24 protein-coding genes are annotated in these 24,603 nt (G+C 51.9%); 14 read left to right on the plus strand and 10 right to left on the minus strand.

The window, feature by feature from the left end; translation table 11 throughout:
• Positions 1-10: 10 nt before the first annotated feature.
• Positions 11-604 (plus strand): TetR/AcrR family transcriptional regulator, encoded by a 594-nt coding sequence (locus AC3CB2_RS19565; RefSeq protein ID WP_352935479.1) that lies wholly within the window; start codon positions 11-13, stop codon positions 602-604.
• Here AC3CB2_RS19565 and AC3CB2_RS19570 read toward each other — a convergent pair.
• Complete coding sequence (locus AC3CB2_RS19570; RefSeq protein ID WP_425328965.1) at positions 601-2,340, minus strand: ABC-F family ATP-binding cassette domain-containing protein; 1,740 nt, start codon at positions 2,338-2,340, stop codon at positions 601-603. The two genes, AC3CB2_RS19565 and AC3CB2_RS19570, sit on opposite strands and share 4 nt — an antisense overlap.
• A gap of 238 nt (positions 2,341-2,578) precedes the next feature.
• On the opposite strand from AC3CB2_RS19570, the gene AC3CB2_RS19575 reads away from it, so the two are divergent.
• Positions 2,579-2,899: a hypothetical protein gene (locus tag AC3CB2_RS19575; protein ID WP_352935473.1), complete on the plus strand. Its 321-nt coding sequence runs from the start codon at positions 2,579-2,581 to the stop codon at positions 2,897-2,899.
• Positions 2,900-2,916: 17 nt separating this feature from the next.
• Here the strand turns inward: AC3CB2_RS19575 and AC3CB2_RS19580 are convergent, their stop codons facing one another.
• Positions 2,917-3,483 carry an invasion associated locus B family protein gene (locus AC3CB2_RS19580; protein WP_352935470.1) on the minus strand — a complete coding sequence of 189 codons (567 nt, stop codon included), beginning with the start codon at positions 3,481-3,483 and terminating at the stop codon, positions 2,917-2,919.
• A 131-nt stretch (positions 3,484-3,614) separates the two neighbouring features.
• Between AC3CB2_RS19580 and AC3CB2_RS19585 the strand changes: the two genes are divergently transcribed.
• Positions 3,615-3,968: a VOC family protein gene (locus AC3CB2_RS19585; protein WP_008549331.1), complete on the plus strand. Its 354-nt coding sequence runs from the start codon at positions 3,615-3,617 to the stop codon at positions 3,966-3,968.
• Positions 3,969-4,000: 32 nt separating this feature from the next.
• Here the strand turns inward: AC3CB2_RS19585 and AC3CB2_RS19590 are convergent, their stop codons facing one another.
• A complete protein-coding gene (locus tag AC3CB2_RS19590; RefSeq protein ID WP_352935466.1) occupies positions 4,001-5,572 on the minus strand; it encodes a cache domain-containing protein in 1,572 nt (523 codons plus the stop codon).
• Positions 5,573-6,215: 643 nt separating this feature from the next.
• Here AC3CB2_RS19590 and AC3CB2_RS19595 point away from each other — a divergent pair.
• Positions 6,216-6,602, plus strand: a complete 387-nt coding sequence (locus AC3CB2_RS19595) for a hypothetical protein (protein WP_352935463.1) — start codon at positions 6,216-6,218, stop codon at positions 6,600-6,602.
• A 29-nt stretch (positions 6,603-6,631) separates the two neighbouring features.
• On the opposite strand, the gene AC3CB2_RS19600 is transcribed toward AC3CB2_RS19595, so the two are convergent.
• On the minus strand, positions 6,632-7,894 hold the full coding sequence (locus AC3CB2_RS19600) for a multidrug effflux MFS transporter (protein ID WP_352935460.1): 1,263 nt from the start codon (positions 7,892-7,894) through the stop codon (positions 6,632-6,634).
• A 274-nt stretch (positions 7,895-8,168) separates the two neighbouring features.
• Here AC3CB2_RS19600 and AC3CB2_RS19605 point away from each other — a divergent pair, with 274 nt between their 5' ends.
• Positions 8,169-9,410 (plus strand): hypothetical protein, encoded by a 1,242-nt coding sequence (locus tag AC3CB2_RS19605; RefSeq protein ID WP_352935457.1) that lies wholly within the window; start codon positions 8,169-8,171, stop codon positions 9,408-9,410.
• On the opposite strand, the gene AC3CB2_RS19610 is transcribed toward AC3CB2_RS19605, so the two are convergent.
• Together AC3CB2_RS19610 and AC3CB2_RS19615 are read right to left on the minus strand one after the other, a co-directional pair.
• Entirely contained in the window at positions 9,407-9,847 is a 441-nt protein-coding gene (locus AC3CB2_RS19610; RefSeq protein WP_352935454.1) for a GtrA family protein, read from the minus strand. The two genes, AC3CB2_RS19605 and AC3CB2_RS19610, sit on opposite strands and share 4 nt — an antisense overlap.
• Positions 9,847-11,325, minus strand: coding sequence for a UbiA family prenyltransferase (locus AC3CB2_RS19615; protein WP_352935451.1), 1,479 nt, complete (start codon positions 11,323-11,325; stop codon positions 9,847-9,849). The genes AC3CB2_RS19610 and AC3CB2_RS19615 overlap by 1 nt, the downstream gene beginning before the upstream one ends.
• Positions 11,326-11,823: 498 nt before the next feature.
• On the opposite strand from AC3CB2_RS19615, the gene AC3CB2_RS19620 reads away from it, so the two are divergent.
• The 6 genes from AC3CB2_RS19620 to AC3CB2_RS19645 all read left to right on the plus strand — a co-directional run bounded on the left by AC3CB2_RS19620 (position 11,824) and on the right by AC3CB2_RS19645 (position 17,681).
• Complete coding sequence (locus AC3CB2_RS19620) at positions 11,824-13,452, plus strand: peptide ABC transporter substrate-binding protein (RefSeq protein ID WP_352935448.1); 1,629 nt, start codon at positions 11,824-11,826, stop codon at positions 13,450-13,452.
• A gap of 94 nt (positions 13,453-13,546) precedes the next feature.
• Positions 13,547-14,470, plus strand: a complete 924-nt coding sequence (gene oppB / locus AC3CB2_RS19625) for an oligopeptide ABC transporter permease OppB (protein ID WP_037036634.1) — start codon at positions 13,547-13,549, stop codon at positions 14,468-14,470.
• Between the two features lie 11 nt (positions 14,471-14,481).
• Positions 14,482-15,411 (plus strand): ABC transporter permease subunit, encoded by a 930-nt coding sequence (locus tag AC3CB2_RS19630; RefSeq protein ID WP_008549445.1) that lies wholly within the window; start codon positions 14,482-14,484, stop codon positions 15,409-15,411.
• An 11-nt stretch (positions 15,412-15,422) separates the two neighbouring features.
• Positions 15,423-16,277 (plus strand): ATP-binding cassette domain-containing protein, encoded by an 855-nt coding sequence (locus AC3CB2_RS19635; RefSeq protein WP_008549061.1) that lies wholly within the window; start codon positions 15,423-15,425, stop codon positions 16,275-16,277.
• Between the two features lie 2 nt (positions 16,278-16,279).
• On the plus strand, positions 16,280-17,140 hold the full coding sequence (locus tag AC3CB2_RS19640; protein WP_352935444.1) for an ATP-binding cassette domain-containing protein: 861 nt from the start codon (positions 16,280-16,282) through the stop codon (positions 17,138-17,140).
• A 133-nt stretch (positions 17,141-17,273) separates the two neighbouring features.
• The gene (locus tag AC3CB2_RS19645; RefSeq protein ID WP_352935442.1) at positions 17,274-17,681 is read left to right on the plus strand and encodes a GFA family protein; all 408 of its coding nucleotides are present in this window, start codon (positions 17,274-17,276) and stop codon (positions 17,679-17,681) included.
• Between the two features lie 2 nt (positions 17,682-17,683).
• Here AC3CB2_RS19645 and AC3CB2_RS19650 read toward each other — a convergent pair whose 3' ends face one another.
• A complete protein-coding gene (locus AC3CB2_RS19650) occupies positions 17,684-18,880 on the minus strand; it encodes a benzoate/H(+) symporter BenE family transporter (RefSeq protein ID WP_352935439.1) in 1,197 nt (398 codons plus the stop codon).
• A gap of 276 nt (positions 18,881-19,156) precedes the next feature.
• Between AC3CB2_RS19650 and AC3CB2_RS19655 the strand changes: the two genes are divergently transcribed.
• Complete coding sequence (locus AC3CB2_RS19655; protein WP_352935437.1) at positions 19,157-20,152, plus strand: UDP-glucuronic acid decarboxylase family protein; 996 nt, start codon at positions 19,157-19,159, stop codon at positions 20,150-20,152.
• Positions 20,153-20,158: 6 nt separating this feature from the next.
• Here AC3CB2_RS19655 and AC3CB2_RS19660 read toward each other — a convergent pair whose 3' ends face one another.
• From AC3CB2_RS19660 to AC3CB2_RS19670, 3 genes are all read right to left on the minus strand, one after another.
• A complete protein-coding gene (locus tag AC3CB2_RS19660) occupies positions 20,159-20,818 on the minus strand; it encodes an SDR family NAD(P)-dependent oxidoreductase (protein ID WP_008549196.1) in 660 nt (219 codons plus the stop codon).
• A 69-nt stretch (positions 20,819-20,887) separates the two neighbouring features.
• On the minus strand, positions 20,888-21,817 hold the full coding sequence (locus tag AC3CB2_RS19665; RefSeq protein WP_352935435.1) for a nuclear transport factor 2 family protein: 930 nt from the start codon (positions 21,815-21,817) through the stop codon (positions 20,888-20,890).
• 12 nt (positions 21,818-21,829) lie between these two features.
• Positions 21,830-22,753 (minus strand): alpha/beta hydrolase, encoded by a 924-nt coding sequence (locus AC3CB2_RS19670; protein WP_352935432.1) that lies wholly within the window; start codon positions 22,751-22,753, stop codon positions 21,830-21,832.
• Positions 22,754-23,023: 270 nt separating this feature from the next.
• Between AC3CB2_RS19670 and AC3CB2_RS19675 the strand changes: the two genes are divergently transcribed.
• Both AC3CB2_RS19675 and AC3CB2_RS19680 read left to right on the plus strand, forming a co-directional pair.
• The gene (locus AC3CB2_RS19675; RefSeq protein WP_352935430.1) at positions 23,024-23,650 is read left to right on the plus strand and encodes a class I SAM-dependent methyltransferase; all 627 of its coding nucleotides are present in this window, start codon (positions 23,024-23,026) and stop codon (positions 23,648-23,650) included.
• A gap of 197 nt (positions 23,651-23,847) precedes the next feature.
• Complete coding sequence (locus tag AC3CB2_RS19680; RefSeq protein WP_054783666.1) at positions 23,848-24,456, plus strand: TetR/AcrR family transcriptional regulator; 609 nt, start codon at positions 23,848-23,850, stop codon at positions 24,454-24,456.
• Positions 24,457-24,603: the final 147 nt, after the last annotated feature.

Raw genomic sequence — 24,603 nt, forward strand, 5'->3', positions numbered from 1 at the left:
GGAGAGTGATTTGGATCAGCATACCGACAGCCCGAAAACACGTTACATCTCAACAGCCAGCAGTGTTTTTGCGGAAAAGGGATACAACGCAGCGAGCCTTGCGGGCATTGCCCACAAGCTTGGCGTCACTAAGCAAGCACTACTGCATTTCTTTGGCTCAAAGGCAGCGCTTTATGAAGAGGTGCTGAAAGCTCTTTCAGACCGTTTGCTGTCTTCCATTCAAAACGTGGAGGGGACATCACCAGAAGAACAGCTACACAACTTCTTTCTGCAACTCTCTACCGGATCTCTCGAAAAGCCCGCAGATACTCAACTGGTCCTTCGCGCACTATTGGACGCGCAAGCCTCCAGCGAAAACTGGCCTCTAAAGCCATTTCTCGATGCATTGGGAGCTTTGGCGCATAAGACGAAACGGTGGTCACAAGCCTCTGACGCCGAGCTGTTCTGCTGGATCTATCAGCTCATTGGCTCAATCCAGCACTTCGCGATCTCACAAGTCACGCTCAAAGGGATGTATGGCGCTGAGGCATTCGACGTACTGCGAGAGACACACTCGGCTCAGCTTCGTGCAGCTCTCGCAGATTTAGAGAAAAAACCAGGCTAACCGTTGAGTTCAAGCTGTTCGTGGATCTGCGCAATTTCATCTTTCCATTTCACCTGAAGGTGAGGCGACTGCCTGTTTGGGCGCCGTGCCAGATCTGCTTCCATCAGCTCTTCCAGCTCAATCAGTCGCTCAAGCAGCTCATCTTCAGAGGAACTGGCCTCAGCCTCAACCATTTCTTCGCGCTCAACCTCTAAAGGAGCTTCCTGCTCAGCAGCAACCTTGATCGGCTTCACCTGAGTTTCCGCAATCAGCGCGTAGGCAGCATCCACATCGTTGACTTCCTGCAATCGACCGTTCTGGACCACCCAGAACCGGTTACAAGTCGCTTCCACCAGATGGCGATCATGTGAGACGAGTAGGAATGAGCCACCAAATGACTGAAGCTGATGGGAAAGTTCATTGCGGCCGTAAAGATCAAGGTGGTTGGTTGGCTCATCAAGCATCATCAGGTTGGCCTGCACCTGAGACAGCGAGACAAGCAACAAGCGCGCACGCTCCCCACCACTGAGTTTTGAGACCTTCTGCTGCAACTGATTGTATTTGAAACCAGCTGCAATGATGGTCTTCTCACAGTCTGGCACGCGCAAGTCTACACCGAGCGCTTCACCGACAGCCACCATCCCCTCAACGAGATTGGACTCACCCGGTAACTGTTGAAGCGTTTGATCATAAAACGCAATCCGACAGCGCGGATGAACCCGAACCTCACCGTCCTCACTCTGTCGCTTCTCCCAGCAACAGCGCAGCAAGCTGGACTTACCGGTTCCGTTTGCGCCCATCACCGCAATCCGATCTCCAGGACGGACGGCGATATCATCAATACGATAGAGGAACACATCAGCCACTGGCGGCGTCACATCCAGATCTTTGAGCTGTACCAGACGATCAGCCTGAATGGTTTCCCCCGCAATGGACAGGTTCCATGGATAGACCTCAACGGCCTCTGTCTGGTCGTCCTTCATGCGGTCAACCATCTTCTCCATGGACTTTGCCTTGCGCGACAGATCTTCGTTGTCGAAGGTGCGACCCCATTCTGCGATGCGTTTGGCGCTTGCTTCGACCCGCTTGATCTCCTTTTCCTCAGCCTCGCGCCGCGCAATCCGCGCTTTTGTCAGAACCTCATGTTCTTCAAGGGCTTTTGTACAAGGCAGATCAAACGCGTGGAGCTTGCGGTCCTGCAGGATCCACGTGCGATTGGTGACAGAATCCAGCAGTGTAGCGTCGTGCGAAATCATCAGGAAGCTGCCCTTCCAGGATTTCAGGAAGCTCTCCAGCCACATGATTGTCGGCAGATCCAGATGGTTGCTTGGCTCGTCAAGAAGCAGCAGGTTTGGCTCTGTCATCAGTGCACGAGCCAACATCAAACGCGTCATCTGCCCACCGCTGAGATCTTTACAGAGCACCTCAGACTGATGCGGCTCAAACCCCATTTCCGGCAGGATCACCTCCACCTTCCAATCCATCCAGTCCCGCTTGTCATCCGACAAGGCATCGCGCACGGCTTCAGCAAGGCTCAGCTCCAGAAGATGTTTTGGGAGATGCTGCTCCACGCAGGAAACAATAGCGGCCCGGGAGACAGAAATACTGCCTTCGCTCGGCTCACCGCGGCCCGCAAGGATGTTCAAAAACGTAGACTTGCCACAGCCGTTATGCCCGACAAGGCCGATGCGATCACCCGCATTCAGTCCGAAGGAAAGGTTCTCAAACAGCACCCGTTCGGGCGACTGCTGCCACAGGCCACTGCCGGTTATCAATGGATTGCCACTGGACTTCGCCACAGGACCGTGCCTCCCAACACACAAACACTCAGAAAGGGATTAGAGAAAAACCGCAAGGCTTCCAAGAGCACACGAGGTGTAATGCAGCAAGGGCACCTCAACTTACGAGAGCACAGAGGTTTTCACGTCACACATTTCGATGAAAAACGGTGAAAATCCCTTGAATAACCGAGGCAAACACGGGGATTTCCCTCACATGCATATTGCAGGAGTATTCTATATTGCAGCAAAGCACATCGGCGCAATCGCGTTGAACGTTTTCCGAAATGAAAGACCTGAACCTGAGATGATGACCTCTGCTCACCTGCCTGCATCCAACTGGAACATGGGCATGCTCTTTTGCGTAGCTGCTTGTATCTTTGCCCTGACCGCTGCAATTGGACTTGCTTATCTTGTAAACCCGAACCCAACTTCAAAATTGCACCTGGCAAAGTCAGAGGTTTCTCATTGCAGCGTCGCAGGTGCCATTGCGGTGATGAGCTCACGTGGTGAATGGAATTGCCTCGCGGCCCAATAAGGCGCTGAAAGAGCTCGTTACTTGGTGTTTTGCTCTTTCATCTCGTTGTAGGCTTTTGTGAAACCCGTGGCAGAGAAGTTGATACCGACCTTCTTGCCTGCTCGGGACATCATGATAAAGCGCCCTTGCTCCGTTGCCGCTTTCATGGCCTTGATAAAGGTATCTTCTGTTTTGCCTTCAATAATACAGCCCTGCGCGGTACAGCGAGTGACACGGGCTACGGCCTGATAATCCCCCACATTTACGCCAACACCCGGCGCAAGCAGAAAATCCAGCGGCAGTACGTACTGCACGATATCGGCATTGTCTTTCGGATTATGGCTGAGCGTCATCTGCATGATGGTCTGGCCGCTTTCGTTATGCACCACACGTTGCTTGATCTGGCAACTCATGCCATTCACTGCGGGGTCATAACACTCCAGCAGCCAATCCCCATGCTGCTGTCTGCTGACTTTAGGGCTGCTTTGAACAGCGGCCTCCGGTTTTGCAGCGGTTTGAGCAAAGCCTGATATTGGGCCAAGAATTGCAACAGCTCCCATCGCAAGAGCTGCAATTGTACAAAGGGGAAAACTGAAAATCTTCATTTCAATATCTTGCTTACAACTATAACGATAGGACTGAGTTATCTATCTCACCATTCCAAATCTGTTGCAATATTGGAGATTTGCAGGAGAGTTCTCATGTAGCCGCTCCCTGTTTTCCGAAGGAATTTAGTATGACCAAGTCAGGCAAAATCAATTACATCGAGCTTCCAGCTGCTGATCTGGAAGCCGCAAAAGCGTTTTATGGCAATGCATTAGGTTGGAAGTTTGAGGACTACGGACCAGAATATGCCGCGTTCAACGATGGCGACTTTGACGGCGGGTTCTACAAGGCCGATATGTCATCTTCAGCTGCGAGCGGTGCGGCCCTTGTTGTGCTCTATGCAGAAGATCTGGAAGGATTGCAGGCAAAGCTGGAAGAAAACGGCGCCAAGATCTGCCGTGAGATCTTTTCCTTCCCAGGTGGACGCCGGTTCCATTTTCTTGATCCAAACAACAATGAGCTAGCTGTCTGGTCCGACAAGTAAGAGGAGAGCACTCAGCTCTCCCCTTCAAGGCATCAAACTTGCTGTACTTTGAGCAGAAACTGCTCTGTTTGCTTGTTCAGTTGATCAATATGCTCTGAGATGTCGTCAGCACTGCGTTGCAGTTCTTCGGCCTGCGTGCGGGTTTCGCCCGCCGCATTGGCAACCATCTCAAAGTTCGCCGTTGCAGCCTCTGTTCCCTGAGCGGAGGCTTGCGAGCTGCGGCTGATCTCTTCGGTCGAAGACTGCTGCTGCTCGACTGAGCAGCTGATCGCCGTCATGTAGCTGACAACCTGCTCAACTTCCTCACCAATCCGCTCCAGCGAGGCAACATTGCTTTCTGTGCGGCTGGAAGCCGAGAGAACGTGCGCTTCCAGCTCCTCAGCTGCTTTTTCTGTTTGCTCCGCCAGATCCTTCACCTCAGTGGCCACCACGGCAAAGCCAGCTCCATGAGCACCGGCACGCGCTGCTTCTATGGTCGCGTTCAGAGCCAGTAACTTGGTTTTGTTGGAGATGCCTTTGATTTGCTCAAGAAACTCGCTGACATCCAAGTTCAGCTTTTGCAGCACGACAGCATCTTCCTGACAATTGGCCGCCGTCGCCTTTGTGTTACCAACGAAGCTCACGGTGCGGTTGACCTGATCGCGGATCTCCTGAATGGAGGCTGTCAGTTCTTCAGAAGCTGCCGCAACGCTTTGAACGCTGGCAGAGGCCTGCTGTGCACCTGTGGTGGCTGAGATCGCACCTTCCTCTGAGTTCTGCGCAAACTGGCGGAAGGAGAGGGCGGTTCCGCGCATTCTTTCGGCCAGGCTGTTCAGCACACCAACAGCGCTGGAGTATGTACTGCGGAAGTCTTCCACCGCATTCATAACGAGCTTCTCACGTTCCAGATTAGCTTCGTAGTTCTTGCGCGTTTCAGCTTCCATTTGCTGTTGCTGCTCAGCTTGGTCCCGGAACTTTGTCAACGCACGGGAGACGTCACCCAGCTCATCTTGAGAGTTGTTATAGACACTCTCAAAATTCAGATTGCCGCTGGAAAGCTTCAGCAGGCTGGAACATAGCCAATCTACAGCCGCGGCCACGCGTTTGCCCAGCAAGAGCCCGATGATCAGGGAACCAAGCAGCAAAGGACCGAGGATCAGGAGAGGTTTCGAAATGGCCTCTTCCAGGTTCATGAACAGCTTGCTTTTCTGTACGCCGGTGCCGATCACCCATTCCCATTCTGGGAAGCTCTCAACATAGCTGAGCTTTGGGTTCGCCTCGCCATGCTCGTTGATGTAGTTGTAAGTGACATAACCGCTGCCGTTTTGCTTGGCAGCATCCACCATCTCCAGAACAAACGGCTTGCCGTCTCCATCCTTGGTGTTGCGTTGGTTTGCGCCAAGGAACGAAGCATTGAACGGGTGCATGACGCCGTCGTAATCATAGCTGAAAACAAAGACGTACTCTTTGCCGTCGTAACGCAGCGCTTTGAGAGATGCTGATGCCGCAGCCTGAGCCTCCTCACGGCTAAGCGTGCCGTCCACCTCACGTTCATAATACTGCCGAGTAATTGAATTTGCTGCAGTAATAATCGAGGTCAGTTCACGGTTCTTCGCCGTGAGCAAGCTTTGGTAAAGTACATAGGATTGAAACGCTGTACCTATTAAGAAACATAGAAATAAGATTCCAAGAGCACCCCAAATTCTCGCCCTAAGGGTGCGTGGCATAAAAGAGGCCATCGCTAGCTCCGCCCAATATCAATAATCACATTTGAAATTACATCTCTGATATTGTTTGGTAATTAACGAAATAGACGCAGCCGAAATGCAGTAATTTGCTTTATATATTCCCGCTTAACCCATTCAGATATATTAGTTAAATTTCTAATAGATTTATTAATTATGTTGAGAGAAGCTTCAATCAGCATTTTCTAATAAATAAAATACTTTAAAACCCATGCATAAATTCAGATGTGTGTTATGAGAGTTGAAATGAAATAGTTTTCTTCAGGCTTTGGGTGAAGTAGTGAAAACCCTTTATGCTTGAAATGACGAACCTTCAACTAAAACTATTCTAATGATAATTTACACTTAAAAGTTGTTGATAAATTGATTAAGCAAGCAGACCCGCAGCAAATCCTTCTCCAGCTAACCATCGGACTGCTCTGAAGGCTTACCTCTATTATTTGTGGGGGTGATTTTGGGGATTCACCCTGCTCAGCGAATAAGCGTAGCTTCCAAGCGCAATCCAGATTTTCAGGAGATTCGCGTGCGGACCGCCAAACCATCAGAAATTGGTTCTTTCAGTTCCCTTGTTTCAAAGGGAGCATCTGTCGGAGTTATTGTTGCATCCGCAGCTTTGCTCGCCGCATGCCAATCCAACGTATTCGGGCCGGATCCTTCCAAACCACCTTCTGATGCCTATGTGGTCTCCATTGAAACCAAGCCGTCAGGCGCACAGTGCATTCTGGATGGCTTTGCAGAAAATCTGCATGTGAAGAGCCCCGGCCAACTGGTTATTCCTGAGGAGTACAAAGACGCACAGATCGTGTGTACCAAAGAAGGCCACGAAGAAGTTCGTGACAACTGGTATCCCGGCTCAAACGTAGAAATGCCGGCTGTCTCCTGGATGAGAACACTTCCGAAGAAGAAATAGCCGGCAATCCAATTTGCTTTTTTGAGCGCTTAAGCGCTGGCTTCTGCAGAGATCGCATTTGAAGATGCGATCTTTTCAGCTTTCTGCACCCGTGCGCCTAGAACCACCAGAACCAGCGCAATCCCACCAAACACGCAGAATGCGAAGGAGAGTGGCAGCAGGGTCTGATCATAAAAACGACCAACCAGCACTGAAAGAATGAGCGCGATAAACGTGGTGGACGCACCAATCAGCGTGGCAGCCAAGCCAGCAATATGGCCAAGAGGCTCCATAGACATCGCATTGAGGTTGCCGTTCAGCATTGGCTGACAAAAGAACGCAAAAGACAGATAGGTCATGAACAGCCACAGAGCAGGGGTGCTATCGACAAACAGCAGGTACAGTGCAAAGGCAAGGCTGGCGATAATCTGGATGCCAAGCGCGGCGCGGCACATGTTTTGCAACCCAATACGGCGCACGATGCGGCCATTAACAATGGATGCCATGCCAAACACCACTGCAATTCCGGAGAAGTACAGCGGGAAGGTCTCATGCACGTCGTAGATGTCAGCAAACATCGGCTGCGCTGTGCTGAGGTAGGTCATCATGGTGCCGAACACGAAGCCAGAGGCGGCGGTATAAAGCAGTGTCGCCTTGTGGCTGACGACTTCCTCCAGGCCTTGCCAAAGTACTTTCGGGGTGATCGTGCGGCGGTTCTCTGGCTTTAGTGTTTCAGGCTGGCGAACCGCGAGCCAGATACATCCAACAGAAGCCATAATCAGCATGATGACAAAGATCGCACGCCACCCAGCAGCAAACAGAATGCCCTGACCGACCAACGGTGCTAATGTGGGCACAATAATAAACACAGCTGTTACGAAAGACAGGATGCGTGCCATCTCCGCGCCAACATACTTGTCGCGGATAATCGCCATCACTACAGTCCGATGCGCACTTGCTCCAATACCTTGCAGCAGCCTTCCAAACAGCATCATGGGAAGAGATGTTGCCGTGGCTGCGAGAACAGCTCCAAGCGCAAACACCACTGAGCCTGCATAAACAGCAGGTTTGCGACCAAAGCGGTCTGATACCGGACCAAAGAAAAACTGCCCGACGCTGAGCCCAAGAAACAGCGCAGAAATAATGAACTGAACGTTGTTTGAGTTTTCAAGCTGCAGATCTTCTCCGATGACCGTAAAAGCAGGCAACACTGCATCAATAGAGAGTGCAGTCAGGCTGGTCAGCGTGGCCATAAGGGCAACAAATTCAACCGTTCCCAGGCTCGCACCTGCGGTTTTCGGAGAGTCCGACATCTGGATATTCCTGTTTCATCCTGGCTGTTTTGCAGGTTCAGTCTAAAACCCAGAGCGCAGGACCTACCGTGATCACGGCATAATCTGTGGGAGCAATATCTCTCACCTATCAGGCAACAAATGTGAAATCAAGAAATGAGATGAGTTGAAACCAATGAACGGCTTTGACGTGTTCCAGCTGGGTTCTCGGTCAACTGCATTAGCGCGATTTGCAAGACTTTAAGAAGACACTAGGATTCTTGATGCTATTACTCTCCCATATTTTGGGGGCATCATGATTTTAATTGAGCGATTTAGAGGCGCACTTCTCACTGCTGTGCTGGGTGGGCTGATCTTTATTCTTCTGGCAGCTATTGCGTTTCGGTTGCTAGGCGAACAACCGGAAAGCAACTCCTATGCACTTTTAGCAGATGCTTTCTTGCAGGGCCGGTTTGATGCTGCGCGTTGTTTTGATCTGGATTGCGCACTCTTTGAAGAAAAGATCTTCGTGATTTTTCCGCCCGTTCCCGCACTGATCGCACTGCCGTTTGTGGCTGTCTTTGGTATCAGCTTTCATCACTTCATTGCACTGGGTGTGCTGTGTTTCGTCATAACCGGATTGGTTTGGTGGCAGATCACTAGGCAATATCAGAGGGATTATCGCCTTGCTCTTCTGCTGGTTGCTGCCTTCCTGTTTGCGACACCGCTGCAATATGTAGTACTTCGGTCTGATGGGGTCTGGTTCTTCGCTCAAGCGGTCGCTGCCATGTTGACGTCACTTGCCATCTGGTCTGCTCTGGTGAAGCGAAGCGCGTGGCTGGTTGGCTTGTTCATTGGCCTTGCATTCCTGACGCGGCAGATGAGCATTCTTTACATGCCGTTCTTCTTCGTTCTGATGACCCCGCCTGACAGATCCATCTTTGCGATCAACGCAGAGAGCATCAAGCGCCTGCTCAAGCTGGCTATTTTCCCGGCCATCGCCATCGGCATTTACTTCGCTTATAATTACGCGCGCTTCGGCGACCCCATGCAGACGGGTTATGCCTATATCTTCCCGCCGGAGTGGGATGCGCTTGGAGACCCTTCTGCAGAATGGATTGAGGACAGGGTACAGGAGTTTGGCCTGTTCCATAGAGACTATCTGCTCTTCAACCTGATGCACTTTTTCGTACAAGGGCCTGACATAGAGTTCTCGGGTAAATACCTGACCGAGATGAGTAGTTTTGGAGACAAAGGCATCGCACTCTTTATCGGCGCGCCGTTCCTGCTTTATTTCTTTCTGGCTAAATGGGATCGGGAGTATCTCTTTGCGGCACTCACGATTACACTTATCGCCGGTGTGACACTCTTCTATCACTCCAACGGCTTCTCTCAGTATTCCGTCCAGCGCTATGTGCTGGATTGGCTGCCGCTCATGATGTTGTTTGTAGTGAGAACTGTTCAACGTGAAAATCTTGGCATTTTTGCACTTCTGGTGGTGCAAGCGCTGTTCCTGAACGTGGCCATGCAAGCGCTGGCTTTTGTCGCCAATGCTTAGCGGAAGGTGATCACCTTGTGACCAAGGTAGTTGGTGACAGCACCAACAGCGATCGCAAAACCATGGGCAAGCGCCTGAGCGATGAAGAGAGGGAGTGCTGTCCGCAACACTTCATTCACGCCAACGGATAGCCCAAGCACGATTACAGCAGAGAACAGGTTCACTCCTAGAAAGATGAGAACCTGCCGTCTGACGCTCTCAGGCTTCTCTGCTCTGACAAACACAAAGTGCTTATAAAGCGTGTAACCAACGCTCATGCCAATAAAGTAAGCTAGCAGGACTGCAAGCCAGAACGGCAAGAAGACCGAAAGGCCAATCCGCAAAAGCCAGTTCACGAAGGCAGCAAAACCGCCCGCAAACAGAAAGCGGACGATCTGACGAAACTCAGGGCTCGTCTCATAAGAGGATTTGAGCGCAGCAAGGCGTGCAGCAACCATCAGAGCAAGTAGCCTCCAAACCAAGCGCTTATAAACATCAGGCCGAGAACACCTCCAAGCATCAGGCTTTGCCGATCTTTCAATGCAAAGACCACCGGATCGTCATTCAGCTCCAATCGCTGGCATTTAAGCCAGACACGCCCCAGCCAGAGGAACAGGATCGGCGGCATGCCCCACAAGAGGGCAGGAGCTGAATAGAAGTCTGCGCTAAATGCTTCATTGGTCAGATATAGCACCATAACCAGCGTCGCCGCTAACCCACTCGCCGCACCAAGAGCCAACAGAACGGGGAGATCTTTGTTCTGATAGCCCCGCCCAGACATCTCGCCATTAGTTCCGGCCTCTACATGACGGCCCAACTCTGTGTGCCTCTTTGCCAGTGACAAAGAGAGGAACAGATACATAGAAAAGACGAAGAGCCAAGGGGAGGGCGGCACATCAACGAGCGTAACACCAATGCCAAGCCGCATGGTGAAAAGCATCGCGAGGACTGCTGTATCAAGAAGAGGCACACGCTTTAAATAGAATGAGTAAGCAACCGTTGAGACGAGATAACAGAAGCATCCCAACACGACGAAAGGCCCCAAAGCAGCAGCGATACTGAAGCTCAGGAGCAGTCCGACTGGGATGGCGAATATAGCGTGGGCGATCTTCAACTTGCCAGAGGCCAAAGGTCGGGACTTTTTGCTCCAATGCTGACGATCAGCTTCGAGGTCCCAAAGATCATTAAGCAAGTAAGTCGAGCTGGCCAAAATGCCGAGCGCGACAAAGCCAAGGAAGGCACTCCCCCAGGCTGCTGGGTTCAGAGCCTGTCCGCCTAGGATGAGAGGAATGAAAAGCAGCGAATTCTTTGCCCATTGATGAAGGCGCAGGCTTTTCAGAAAGGGCTTCCAGAAACCATCTGGCCGGGCGAAAGTCGTTTCAACCGCGCCACAATCCTCAGCCTTTTGAGAAAATGAGCTGGAAGGGTGGACGATCAGCGACTGCACTGCCTTCTTGAACACAGGAAGGTCAGAGAGGCTATCACCCGCGTATGCAAAGCCTTCGGGAAAGCGGATTTTAAGATAATCCGCTTTGCTTTCCGCCTTCAGATTAATCTTGCCATTGCTTGCATGCACTTCTTCGACAAAGCCGAGTCGATCAGCAATTGCGAGCGCTAATAGTTCATCAGCGGCCGTCGCCATGTGAACCTTACGCCCTTTGGCCGCTTCCGCCCGCGCATAGGCAACAACATCCTCATTTAAGGGGAGATTATCGATTTTTAAATCTACTCGGATCGCCAGCTGTTGCTTGACATAGGCTCTCCCATGGAAAAGCCACTGCAAAACGATGAATAAATTCAATGGGTTTGATTTTAGGAACAGAATGAGCGCTTCGAAAAAGCAATCTGTTCTTATCAGCGTGTGATCAAGATCTAATATGAGCGGAGGTTGTAATTCAGGATCCGCTGCCCTGTGAACTCTCTGAATTTCTTCCATATGCCCCACCCGAAGACTCTGCCCTGCAAAGAGTATGGGTTATGAATACCTAACTAATTACTCGCAATTTTGGTTAATAGTCATTCTGATTGATTCAGATATTTTTCTTTGGAAATTTTATTGGTCGCAAAACTACCTAAAAAGCTTCAAAAACCTAGGAATGTGCAAGCTTCCTAGCCTATCGTTCTAACTAGATTTCCCCCAGGATATGATGCAGCGGGCATTTCTTGCGAAGAATACAATTGAATAAGATAAAAACTACGTTAGAGTGCGTACCGGGATATGCGTATCTGCCAGCAGCGAGGGGAACTGAGCATAAAGCCACTCGTGGGGAGCTGCTAAACGGCGAAATAATTTCTATTTTGCGTTGCTCTCAGGAAAATATGCAATTTTTTGGGTTTGCCCTTCAATTGAGGTGAACTCCAGATCCTATTGAGAAATGTATCCAAGTCGGCGCTGTTGGGGAACAGGCGACCGATGTAGTGAGGAGATTCCTAGATGAAATTCAGCAAAAGCGCTCTTTTGGCGAGCGTAGTAGGCACCGCATTGCTCTCTACCTCTGCATTTGCTGCGGGTGTTCATCCAGAAACAGGCGAGAAGCTCGCTGACGACCAGACTTTCACTTACCGTATTCTTGACGAGCACTCTTCTTTCGACCCACAGGTCAACGAAGACGTATCCGGCTCCGAGATCGCACGTAACCTGTTTGAAGGTCTGTACAACCAGGATAACCTCGGCAACCTGGTACCAGGTGTTGCTCTGAGCCACACCGTTTCTGATGACAAGCTGACATACACCTTCAAACTGCGCGACAACGCAAAGTGGTCTGATGGTAAGCCTGTAACAGCTGGCGACTTCGTATTCGCATGGCGCCGCCTTGCAAGCCCAGAACTGGCTTCTCCGTACCAGTGGTACGCTGAGCTGATGTCCGTAGAAAATGCTGATGCAATCGTTAAGGGCGAAATGAAGCCTGAAGAGCTGGGCATCAAAGCTGTAGACGATCACACTCTCGAAGTTAAGCTGACCAAGCCTCTGCCTTACTTCGCAGCGATGACCACTCACTCCAGTACTTTCCCATCCCCTTCCTGGGCGATCGAAGCACATGGTGCTGAATGGACAAAGCCTGAAAACATCGTTTCCAACGGTGCATACAAGCTGGTGAAGCACGTTCCGCAGGAAACTGCTATCATGGAACGTAACACCAACTACTGGGATAACGACGCGACCATCATCGACAAGGTTGAAACTCTTGTAATCAACGATGAAAACATCGCTCTGACCCGTTACCTGGCAGGTGAAACCGACCGTACTGAAGTTCCAGCTGGTCAGTTCCCACGTCTTCAGAAAGAGTACCCAGATCAGGCAGTGGTCTTCCCACGTCTCTGCTCTTACTACTACACCTTCAACCTGTCCGATTCCGGTCCGGAAGAGTTCAAGGACGTTCGTGTACGTAAGGCTCTGGCATACGCTCTTGACCGTCGCGTAATCACCGACGCTGTTCTTCAGGGTGGTCAGTTCCAAGCTTACACCTTCACTCCTGCAGTAACCGCTGGCTTCGACGTACCAAAAGTTGACTTTGCTGGTTGGTCTCAGGCTGAGCGTGACGCAAAAGCTAAAGAACTGATGGAAGCTGCTGGCTTCACCAAAGACAACCCACTTGAGTTCGATCTGGTGTACAACACTTCTGAAGGCCACAAGAAAATCGCTATCGCGATGACCCAGATGTGGAAGCAGAAGCTCGGCGTTAAAGTCAACATGAACAACATGGAATGGAAGACATTCCTGAATGAGCGTGGCAACCAGAACTTCGAGCTTGCTCGTGGCGCATGGTGCGGTGACTACAACGAAGCTTCTACCTTCCTTGACCTGATGGACTCCGAGTCCGGCTACAACGACGGTAAGTTTGTTAACGCAGAAGTTGACGAACTGCTGGAAGGTGCAAAGTCTGCAGCTGATCCTCAGCCAAACTACACTCGTGTAGAAGAGATCATGGCAGCTGAAATGCCAATCATTCCGATCTACCACTACACCAACGTTTACATGATGAACGCACAGTTGAAAAACTGGCCGATCAAAAACGCTGAGCAGAACTGGTACGCGAAAAACCTCTACAAGGTTGCGAAGTAATTCAGCAATCAAGAACACCGGTGTTTCTGACACCGGTGTTTTTGCATGTTTTTGTTGCTGAAACACCCGTTCTTCATACGAGACACTAATAACAATGCTCAGCTACATCCTACGAAGAGTGGCGATTGCAATTCCTACATTGCTGCTGCTCATAGTCATCTCATTCCTGCTCATGCATGCGGCACCCGGCGGCCCATTCACATCCGAGCGCCCGCTCCCACCTGCGGTTCTTGCAAACATTGAGGCCAAGTACGGCCTTAACAATCCAATATACGTTCAGATCATCAACTATATTGGTGGAATCATTACGGAATTCGACTTCGGCCCATCCTTTAAGTACAAGGACCGAAGTGTTAACGACATCATTGCAAATGGCTTCCCGGTCACTCTGACCTACGGCTTCCTGTCATTCGCTGTGGCTGTCCTTGTTGGAGGCGCGCTTGGTATCGCAGCAGCGCTCAAACAGAACAGCTGGCTTGACTACTTTGCAGTTGGTGTTTCTATCGGCGCACAGGTACTGCCTAACTTCGTTATGGCACCAATCCTCGTTCTCACCTTCACCCTGTGGCTTGGCTGGTTGCCAGGCGGTGGCTGGAACGACGGCCAGTGGAACCACTTGATCCTGCCTGTGATCGCGCTTTCGACCAGTTATATGGCATCTGTCGCTCGTTTGACCCGCTCTTCCATGCTGGAAGTGCTGCACACAAACTTCATTCGCACAGCGATGGCGAAAGGCCTGCCGTACAGGGTTATCATCTTCAAGCACGCCCTCAAGCCTGCTCTGCTGCCAGTCATGTCCTATCTCGGCCCTGCGTTCGTTTCCATGATCACAGGTTCCGTTATCATCGACATGTACTTCTCTACTGGTGGTATTGGTCAGTTCTACGTGAACTCTGCACTCAACCGAGACTATGCAGTGATGATGGGTATCACCATCCTCGTTGGCGGTCTCACCATTCTCTTCAATCTCATTGTCGACATCCTGTATGCATGGGTCGACCCGAAGATTAGATACTGAGGGCTGAGCACATGATGGTAGATGTTCAAAAAATGGAGCAGCTGGCAGATAATCTGGCTGCTCAGGATGAAGTGCAAGGTCGTTCGCTCTTCGCAGATGCGCGCCGCCGCTTCCTCAAAAACAAAGCTGCTCTTGTCAGCCTGATCATTCTCATTGGCGTTCTCGCATTTTCCACCTTCGGTCATTTGATTGCCGCGTGGTCTAACGAAGAGATCGACTGGGGTGTTCTGGGCCAGATTGCAGAACTCGGTGCTCCAAGCATTGAAAATGGCCACTATTTTGGTGCTGACGAGCTTGGCCGCGACTTGTTCGCGCGTGTTGTTCAGGGTACCCAGATTTCTCTGATGGTTGGCGTGATCGGCGCTCTGATCGCAGTGGTCGTTGGTACTCTTTATGGCGCGATCGCTGGCTACACTGGCGGCAAGGTCGACAACGTGATGATGCGTATCGTCGATATTCTGCAGTCCATCCCTTACATGTTCGTTCTGATCCTACTGCTGGTTGTGTTTGGACGTTCCATCTTCATGCTCTTCGTGGGTATAGGCCTTATTTCTTGGCTCGACATGTCCCGTATTGCACGCGGTCAGACCCTGACGCTGAAGAACAAGGAGTTCGTGGAAGCTGCTATCGCGACAGGCGTAAAGCCAATCACGATTATTCTTCGTCACATCGTGCCGAACCTGTTGGGTGTTGTTGTTGTATATGCGACCCTTCTGGTTCCACAGATGATCCTGACCGAGAGCTTCATTTCCTTCCTTGGTCTGGGTGTTCAGGAGCCGAACACCAGCTGGGGTGCATTGATCGCGGAAGGCGCGGGAACCATGCAGTATGGCACTTTGTGGCAGCTGGCATTCCCAATGTTCTTCTTCATCATCACTCTGTTCAGCTTTTTCTTTATCGGCGACGGTCTGCGCGACGCGCTTGACCCTAAAGACCGGTAGGAGGTGAAATCGTGGCACTTCTGGATATCCAAAACCTACGGATCACCTACGACACTCCTGACGGACTGGTGGAAGCCGTAAGAAACGTAAACCTGACGATCGACAAGGGCGAAACTCTCGCGATCGTTGGTGAATCCGGATCTGGTAAAAGCCAGACCGCCTTCGCGACTATGGGGCTTTTGCCGCACAACGCGCAAGTTTCCGGATCAATCAAGTATCAGGGACAGGAAGTTATTGGCCTTTCTCATGAGGAGATGAACAAGCTTCGCTCCAATGAGATCGCAATGATCTTTCAGGATCCGATGACCTCCCTGAACCCTTACCTTCGTATTTCAGACCAGATGGCTGAAACGCTGATCTACAACTCGCCAGACGGCAAACGCATGAAGAAAAAAGATGCGATTGCTGAATGTGTGCGTATGCTGGAAGCGGTGAAGATCCCGAATGCAAAGAACCGCATTCACCTTTACCCGCACGAGTTCTCCGGTGGTATGCGCCAGCGTGTGATGATCGCGATGTCTCTGCTCTGCCGTCCGAAGCTGCTGATTGCAGATGAGCCGACAACAGCGCTCGACGTGACTGTTCAGGCGCGCATCATGGACCTTCTGGTGGAACTTCAGGAAGAGTTCCACATGGCAATTGTTCTGATTACCCATAACCTTGGCATCGTGGCAGGCTCCTGTGAGCGCACTATGGTGATGTATAAGGGTGAGGTGATGGAGCAGGGCTCTACCGTTGATATCTTCGGCAAACCAAGCCATCCATACACCAAGGGTCTGCTGAGTGCTGTTCCTCGTCTGGATCAGGACGAAGACCGTTTGATGACGCTGGACCGCAGCTTTGAATCCCAAATGGCGGAGGGCTAATTTTGAGCACGAAAGAGCCAATCTTATCCGTTCGCGACATGCGGGTGGAATTCAAAATCAAGAAGCAAAACGCTCTGCCTTGGCATCAGCCAGACATTCTGCGCGCGGTTAAAGGTGTTTCCTTTGATCTGGCAGAAGGTGAAACCCTCGGCATCGTGGGTGAATCCGGCTGTGGTAAGTCGACACTCGCCCGCGCGATCATTCGCATGATCCCGTCTCAGGGCGGCGAAGTGTTCTGGCAGGGCCGCGACCTGATGAAGATGAACGAGAAGGAACTGCTGGGTATCCGCAAGGAAATCCAGATGATCTTCCAGGATCCTCTCGCGTCTTTGAACCCACGTCTGACAGCTGGCCAGATCATCGCTGAGCCGCTGAAGACGCACTTCCCGCAGACCTCAAAGGACGAAGTTAAAAAACGCGTTCGTGAGCTGATGGAGAAGGTGGGTCTGTCTGCCCGCATGATCAACCGCTATCCGCATGAATTCTCTGGCGGTCAGTGTCAACGTATCGGTATCGCCCGTGCGTTGATCACCAACCCGAAGATGATCATCTGTGATGAGCCGGTTTCTGCGCTCGACGTATCTGTTCAGGCGCAGGTGGTGAACCTGCTGATGGATCTGCAGCAAGAGCTGGGACTGTCCCTGTTGTTTATTGCGCACGACCTCAGTGTGGTGAAGCACATCAGTAACCGTATCATGGTTCTGGAGTTCGGTGACATCGCTGAGATCGGCGAAGCTCACGACGTGATCCACAACCCACAGAGCCCTTACACCAAAGAGCTCATCAACGCGGTACCGATCCCAGACCCAATCGCTGAGCGTAAGCGCATTGCAGAGCGCCGTGCGGCGGAAGCAAGCGCCTAAAACACAATTATGTATCAATGATACAACAGACGGCGGGGCAAAGGCTCCGCCGTTTTTTTATGCTTTGCAATTGAAAAGACACGCTGCCAAAGTGCAGCTCCATTCCATTTCTCTGCCCCTCAAGGCCATCATTATGCGCGAAACACATAAAGGCTCCTGCCTATGCGGGACCGTTCAGTTTGAGATTCAAGCCACTTTCAAGAAGTTCTTCTTTTGCCATTGCAGCCATTGCCGGAAGGGAACCGGGTCAGCTCATGGTTCCAATCTCTTTGCATTCGATGCTGATTTCACCTGCAGCGCCGGGGAAGAAGCTATTAAGTCCTACAATGTGCCGTCCAGCCGCCATCGTAGAAGCTTCTGCGAAAGCTGCGGCTCTCCTGTCCCGACATATGATCGTGAGAACAGCTTCATCGTTGTCCCGGCAGGATCCTTAGACACACCTGTTTCCGCGGAACCAACTGCGCATATCTTCGTGGACAGCAAAGCCAACTGGGATGAGAAGCTGGAAGACGTAACCAAGTTCGACGAGTTGCCTAAGTAACTTCAGACTCTCTTCGTGGCCTGCTCCACCTGCAGGCCGCGCTGCTTCCAATCCATCCAGAACTTCAGACCCATACCCACCAGCAGTCCCCAGAATGCGGCCCCGATGCCGAAGAAGGACAGGCCGGACGCTGTAATCAGGAACGTCAGGATTGCTGGCTCTCTGCCTTCAGCTTCTTTCAACATACCTTGTACTGAGACGGTCAGCGTACCAATCAGCGCCAGCCCTGCCACGCCACCGATCAGAATGCGCGGTGCTAGTTCGACAACTCCGACGAAACCGGCTGAAAACACACCGAACACGATATAGACAACGCCCGCGACCACTGCGGACCAGTAGCGCTTAGCGGGGTCTTTGTGCGCATCTTCATTGGCGCAGATCGCAGCAGTAATGGCCGCCAGGCTGATCCCGTGACCGCCAAATGGTGCACTGAGAACGGAGCCTACGCCAGTCCAGCTGAACAATGGTCCCGGAACCGGTTGATAGCCGAAAGACCGCAGAATGGAGACACCGGGAATGTTCTGCGAAGCCATGGTCACGATGTAAATCGGGATACCAATGCCAATCAAAGCAGCCCAGGAGAACTCTGGCATAACGAAAACAGGGGCCTGAACCACTTCCAGCGATCCGAGCGCTGAAGTGTCCGCATGAAAGTACAGAACCACGAGGAATGCCAGCAAAGCTGCGGGAACCGCGAGAAGCTTGTTGACCTGACCGGCGATAAACCACGCGATGACGACAGGTAGGGCAAGAGCAGGGATCTCAGCAACGGCCTCGAATGGCACCAGACACAGTGGCAGGATAACGCCCGCCAGCATCGCTTGCGCGAGCGTGACCGGGATAAACCCCACAATGCACCCCAGAGGCTTCCAAAGCCCTGTGATGACCACGAGCACACCTGCAAATACAAACGCGCCCACAGCCGCCGCAAAGCCGCCTTCAGGCAACCCAGAGGTTGCCAACAAAGCCGCGCTTGGCGTGGACCATGCCACTGAGATCGGGATGTGCTTCCAAAGGCTGAAGACGATTCCGCACAGGCCCATGGCGATTGCAAGCGCCATCAATCCGGAGGTCGCCTGTTCAGCAGTGGCACCAACACCGCTCAGGCCGTGCAAAACAATAGCAAAAGAACTTGCAAAACCAACGAATGCGGAAAGGATGCCAGCGCTGGTGGCACTAGCCGAAAAGGAGGAATTCATTAGAGCCCTGCAACATAGTGTTGGCGTGAACCTCTCAAGATTGGGGAACAGAGAAGTCACGCGAGGCGTGAGGAAATCTACGTACAATGCTAACAGCCATGTGGCTGTGAGCAAGTCTTCAACCAGCACATTTATTTGAAATTTGCTCAACAAAAGCGTGTAGAGCGGCATCTCTTTGAAAACACTCCCAATTATCGGTGGAGGTTTTTCAATATTTACCTCGCAAGGCAGGCTGATAGGCTTTTCCCATCTCTGACAATATTGCGGATAGGCCACATGTTCTCACTTGATGATCGGCGCAGAATTCTTGTGACAGGTGGATCCGGTTTTCTCGGTTCCTATCTCAGTGAGAAGCTTTTGGAAGCAGGGCATGAGGTGCTGTGTCTGGACAACTTCTTCACCGGCACCCGCATGAATGTGGAGCACCTGCTAGACCACAAGCGCTTTGAGTTGCTGCGCCACGATGTGTGTCAGCCGCTGTTTGTGGAAGTTGACGAGATCTATAATCTCGCCTGCCCAGCCTCTCCCGTGCACTACCAGTTTGACCCTGTGCAGACCACGAAGACCAGCGTGCTTGGGGCGATCAACATGCTGGGACTCGCCAAGCGGGTGAAGGCCAAGATCCTGCAGGCCTCGACCTCGGAGATCTATGGCGATCCTCAGGTTCATCCGCAGCCGGAGGAGTATTGGGGGAATGTGAACCCCATCGGCATACGCTCTTGTTATGACGAGGGAAAACGCTGCGCGGAGACGCTGTTTTACGATTACTACCGGCAAAACAACATCAACATCCGGGTCATGCGCATCTTCAATACCTACGGGCCACGCATGCACCCCAATGATGGTCGTGTGGTATCGAATTTCATCATGCAGGCGCTCATGAACAAACCCATCACGCTCTACGGCGATGGCATGCAGACCCGTTCGTTCTGTTATCGCGATGATCTGGTAGATGGCATGATCAAGCTGATGAACGCGCCAGATCATATCTCCATGCCGATCAACATCGGCAATCCCAAGGAATTCACCATCAAGCAGCTTGCTGAGCTTGTGCTGGAGCTAACCGGGTCCAAGTCCCGGATCATCAGGGAGCCACTTCCTCAGGATGATCCGCTCCAGCGCAAACCAGATATCACCCGCGCCAGAGATTATCTGGGGTGGCGTCCAACCACGGAGCTACGGGAAGGGCTAGGCAAGACAATCCAGTATTTTGAGCAGCTACTCTCCAAACACGGAGAAGCAGAGGCAGTGAAGCTGATCCCAGCCGAGTAGAAGGCATTACCAGTCCATTGGATGATGATCGCTGAAGAAGCCACCGTTTGGTCCAGCTTCCGGCAGGGTCGCTAACCAAATAGCCGTTTCTGCACCTTGTTCTGGTGTGCGGGTCGCTGCGCTGCCGCCCATGCGAGTTTGAACCCAGCCAGGGCACATGGAGTTGATCTTGACGCAGGATGGCAGTTCACGGGAGAGCGCAAGCGTCAACGCGTTCAGCGCGGCTTTGGCGACACCGTAAGCGCCGGGTCCGCCTAATCCTTCTGCAAATGAGCCCCATTCAGAGCTCATGTTCACAATACGCCCGTATTGCCGGTCGATCATGGAAGGCGCTGCGCGTCGTATCATGTGATAGGGACCGTGCACCATCACCTGCATGCTCTGTTCAAACTGGCGCGGATTTTCCAGCATGGGCTCTTCGTAAAGCACACCCGCGTTGTTCACCAGAACGTCAATAACCCCAATATCATCATAGGCTTGCTCGATAGAGCGTAGATCGGTCACATCCAACTGCACATGCCCGCAGCCAATCTCTTTGGCCGCTTCAGCACCTGCTTCCGCATTGCGCGAGCCGATGATGACCTCAAGGCCTTCTTTCTTCAATCCTTTTGCGATGGCATACCCAATGCCTCTGTTACCACCGGTAATCAACGCACGTCTGGCCATCTGGCACCTCTGCTGCAGTTCTTGTTTGGCGTCACTTAATTTAGAAAGTGATTCATTTTTATATTATCATCAAGGTTCACTGGTTGGGAAGCTATCCGGCTCTTTTCCCTCTTCAATGTCATAGGCAAAGCGGAAGGGTTCGGGATTAAAGTACTCACGGTAATACTGAATCTTGCCATGGGGCACATGGAACAAACCGCCATAGATCTGATTGTACTCCCGCCCTGTCGTCAGGATCTCCACCTCGCCGGTGAACTCCGCAAACACCCATTCCGGCGATATCATGGGGTAAAATTTGAGATTGGAGGTAAAATCCGCTTCCCCCGCATTCTCCGGCCAGGCGCTGTAGTGCTTGATGAGGTTGCTCTTACCTTCCACCACATCGGGAAAACCATCGGGCGAATAAGGCATATCCTGCACGGCCTTTTCCGACCACACGTCCGCCAGCGCGTCCATATCCTTGTTTTCCAAGGCCTTTAAGAACCGAACAACAGCAGCCTGTGCCTTGCGGCGTTTTACGAACGGAGGAGGGTGGCCTTTGGCACGGTCTTTCGCGGTCTCGACGATATCTCCGTTGCCGTTTTCAGTTTTCAAAACAAAGCGTTGCTTGAAGATGCGCCAGTGGTTGCTGCGTTTGTGCAAGCGGAACTGATAGAGGCCTTCCACTTCCCAAACCTTCTCCCCCAGATAAAGCTGCCCAACCACAGAGCAAGTGGTGATCGCGATGCCTTCTTCAATGCGCACGTTGAAGTCAGCAAGGGAATGGCGGACAAGGTCAAAACCCGGCAGCAAACCAGCCCAGTCCATCAGCTGTTGTTCCCGCGTTTTCTTATGAGCGGTACCGCCGAACAAGGAGCTGTAATCCATCTCCACATGATCGCTGTAGAGCGTGGCAAGGCTCTCATAATCCCCCCGATCAAAACAGTTGACCACGCCTTCAATAACCGAGGTTATGGCGGCGACATCCTTGGCCAGTTCTAGTTCGGAGGGGTCACTCATAGAAGATCCTACTCACATCGTTGAAAGGAAGTGCTCGGCAACAGCTTCCAATGCGCGATCAATGGGTTGGGCCTTGTCGTAGAAGTCAAACTGCGTCACATCCTCAAACCAAAGCGTCGTCGCTCTGTCACCCATTCGCCGTGCAAACTCCCTTGCACCTTTCGGGATGGCCGCTGCTTCGCTGTGCACGATCAGGGTTGGCTGGTTCTGCTTTTCTGCGGTGTGTACGCCATCAAACGTCAGCCACGCTTCCCAGGAGGCCAGGTTGAACTTGTTGTCGAACTCGGGGATCAGGCCGCGATCTTCCTCGGTGTAATACTCCACATCGAACATCAGCGCTGTATCGTCCACTTTGCTGGCTGCCACGATGTAGCGCGGCTCTTCGTGGGTCAGAGCATCCCGACCGACCTTGAGCAATTCGCTGACGCCTTCTGCACCGCCATAAACCTCTGAAACAATTTCTGAATTATGCAGCCACGGCGCAACCAGGGCCAGTGAATGCACATGCCTGTTTCCACCCGTCGCCGCGCTCATATACCCCGCAGATGCACAGATGCCGAGGCCGCAGATTCTATCGGGGTCAACTTCCGGACAGCGGCCCATGAAGTCGATCGCCGCACGGATATCGTCCGTTTTGCGGGCCGGATCTTCCAGATACTTGGTCTTGCCGTCATGGGCGGAAAGCCCCCAGCCGCGGAAATCAAACGCAAGCGCCACGAACCCGCGCATGGCCAGTTCTGATGCATAAAGGCCGGACATTTGCTCCTTCACGGATGTCCATGCGCCCGTTACCACAACGCCGGGAAGTTTGCCAAAAGGCGGACGTTTCTTAGGAAGATAGAGATCCCCGTGCAGCTTTTCGCCGTGGCATTCAAACTCCACCTGCCGCACTTCCACCTTATCCAGATTGCTCTCAAGTTTCTTCCGTTCAGGCATGTATCGATCCTTGGTTCTGCGCACCGTCACTGGCGCTTAAGATCGCCCGTTGACTGGAAAAATGCCTTTAACAGGCAACATGGGCTTGTCCGCATCGTAAAAACGTGACTGCAGAGACAGGGCAAAATCGCTTAAACTCCTAGCGGACAGAAGGAAGACGCTGGGTAATGACCGCAATACATTGATTGTAGATTAGAATTATCTAAATTACATGTTGCTTTCTTAGCCGGCTACTCCCATATATGCCCTGTTGCAAAGGCGAGGCCCGAAATGAACGAGAAAGTTGCACATTGGAACGCGGTTTATGATGCCCGCCAGGAAGAGCAGCTGACATGGTATGAAAACCAGCCAACGCTGTCTTATCAACTCGTTATCAGCTATCTCAAGCTGGGCCAGAGCTTCATCGACGTGGGTGGCGGCGCCTCCAAGCTGACCAGCATTTTGCACGCTGCAGGCTATGGTCCGCTGGCAGTTCTGGACATCTCCTCAGTGGTGCTGGAAGCAGGCAAAGAGCGCCTGGGCGGCGTGGCTGATGATGTGGAGTGGATTGCAGCGGACGTCACCAAGTGGACACCAGAAAGCACCTATCAGGTCTGGCATGACCGTGCGGTGTTTCATTTCCTCACCAACGAGCAGGACCAGAAAGCCTATATAGAAGCGTTGGTTAAGTCCGTTCCTGTTGGAGGCATTGCTATCATTTCCACTTTTGCTGAGGATGGGCCAGAGAAGTGTTCCGGCCTTCCTGTGCAGCGCTATTCTTCCCAGTCCCTCAATGAAAAACTGGAGGCACTTGCGCCGGGTGTTTTTGAGCAGATTGCAACGCAGGAACACACTCATGTTACGCCGAAGAAAAACCAGCAAAAATTCCAGACGAGCGTGTTCAAGCGCGTAGCGTAATATGTAAAAGACCGACTTGAGCACCACGTAACTCATTATTAAAACAGCCGAATTCAGCAAGCGCTCGATCTTTATCAGAATTCATAGATGCCGATTTACCATCATCTTGGCAAAGTGTTGTTCCATCATGGGTTTCTAATCAGACTGCTTGCTCACACACAAAAGTAGCAGGCGTAGACGTGGAAAAGAGGCAGGTTATGAGTGACACGGACAGCACCCATGCAGGGTATTCAGAGAACTCTCCAGCCCCAGTCTCCAAGTCAGCAATTCTGGAAGCCGCGATCTGCTGCTTTGAAAAATTCGGTTATTTTGAAACCACTTACGCAGATATTGCGGCCAACGCCGGCCTGAAGGTTAAGGACGTCACGAGCATCTTTCCAACCAAGGATGAAGTGCTCGCGGAGTACATCACCACCTATGAAGACGACCTGCGCATGCAGCTGGAAGGGCATGAGGACCCTGATGCAACCCAGCTGGAGCAGATCTACTACATCTGCAAGACATCGCTGATTTTCCTGCGAACTCATAAGGTTATCACTGCGATCTGGTTTGAGTTCTATCGCCACAACGTGGCCAAGGTGGTTCTGCGCCGGTTCTTCGGGCAGATCAAAGCCCGTCTTGCCAAACTGGTGCGCGAAGGCATTGAGCAGGGAACCATCAAGAAGAAGAACGAGCAAGATGTGGTGGAAGCCATCATTGCGCTTGTGGAAGGTACCCTGATCATTTCGCGGTTGGAGGAGTCTACTGACTTTGAGCAGCGCTTCGACAACTCGTGGGCGATCATGGAAGAGGGGCTGCGGGCATAACTGCGCCCCGGCCCAAACCTTCAGCACGCACAACCTGAGGCTTATCCCCGCCTGACATTTCCCGTCATGAAGTCAATGTGAAGAGACGTCATCAGGGATAATGCGAAGGGCACTAGACGACCGGTCTATTTTTAATTAAAACACTCC

The organism is Pseudovibrio sp. SCP20 (assembly GCF_057774105.1).

Bases quoted from the DNA above. Each gene is read 5' to 3' on its own strand.
- AC3CB2_RS19620 (WP_352935448.1), top strand. From the start codon at position 11,824: ATGAAATTCAGCAAAAGCGCTCTTTTGGCGAGCGTAGTAGGCACCGCA.
- AC3CB2_RS19680 (WP_054783666.1), top strand. From the start codon at position 23,848: ATGAGTGACACGGACAGCACCCATGCAGGGTATTCAGAGAACTCTCCA.
- AC3CB2_RS19575 (WP_352935473.1), top strand. From the start codon at position 2,579: ATGCATATTGCAGGAGTATTCTATATTGCAGCAAAGCACATCGGCGCA.
- oppB (WP_037036634.1), top strand. From the start codon at position 13,547: ATGCTCAGCTACATCCTACGAAGAGTGGCGATTGCAATTCCTACATTG.
- AC3CB2_RS19605 (WP_352935457.1), top strand. From the start codon at position 8,169: ATGATTTTAATTGAGCGATTTAGAGGCGCACTTCTCACTGCTGTGCTG.
- AC3CB2_RS19615 (WP_352935451.1), bottom strand. From the start codon at position 11,325: ATGGAAGAAATTCAGAGAGTTCACAGGGCAGCGGATCCTGAATTACAA.
- AC3CB2_RS19585 (WP_008549331.1), top strand. From the start codon at position 3,615: ATGACCAAGTCAGGCAAAATCAATTACATCGAGCTTCCAGCTGCTGAT.
- AC3CB2_RS19675 (WP_352935430.1), top strand. From the start codon at position 23,024: ATGAACGAGAAAGTTGCACATTGGAACGCGGTTTATGATGCCCGCCAG.
- AC3CB2_RS19645 (WP_352935442.1), top strand. From the start codon at position 17,274: ATGCGCGAAACACATAAAGGCTCCTGCCTATGCGGGACCGTTCAGTTT.
- AC3CB2_RS19610 (WP_352935454.1), bottom strand. From the start codon at position 9,847: ATGGTTGCTGCACGCCTTGCTGCGCTCAAATCCTCTTATGAGACGAGC.
- AC3CB2_RS19665 (WP_352935435.1), bottom strand. From the start codon at position 21,817: ATGAGTGACCCCTCCGAACTAGAACTGGCCAAGGATGTCGCCGCCATA.
- AC3CB2_RS19580 (WP_352935470.1), bottom strand. From the start codon at position 3,483: ATGAAGATTTTCAGTTTTCCCCTTTGTACAATTGCAGCTCTTGCGATG.
- AC3CB2_RS19650 (WP_352935439.1), bottom strand. From the start codon at position 18,880: ATGAATTCCTCCTTTTCGGCTAGTGCCACCAGCGCTGGCATCCTTTCC.
- AC3CB2_RS19630 (WP_008549445.1), top strand. From the start codon at position 14,482: ATGATGGTAGATGTTCAAAAAATGGAGCAGCTGGCAGATAATCTGGCT.
- AC3CB2_RS19655 (WP_352935437.1), top strand. From the start codon at position 19,157: ATGTTCTCACTTGATGATCGGCGCAGAATTCTTGTGACAGGTGGATCC.
- AC3CB2_RS19600 (WP_352935460.1), bottom strand. From the start codon at position 7,894: ATGTCGGACTCTCCGAAAACCGCAGGTGCGAGCCTGGGAACGGTTGAA.
- AC3CB2_RS19660 (WP_008549196.1), bottom strand. From the start codon at position 20,818: ATGGCCAGACGTGCGTTGATTACCGGTGGTAACAGAGGCATTGGGTAT.
- AC3CB2_RS19670 (WP_352935432.1), bottom strand. From the start codon at position 22,753: ATGCCTGAACGGAAGAAACTTGAGAGCAATCTGGATAAGGTGGAAGTG.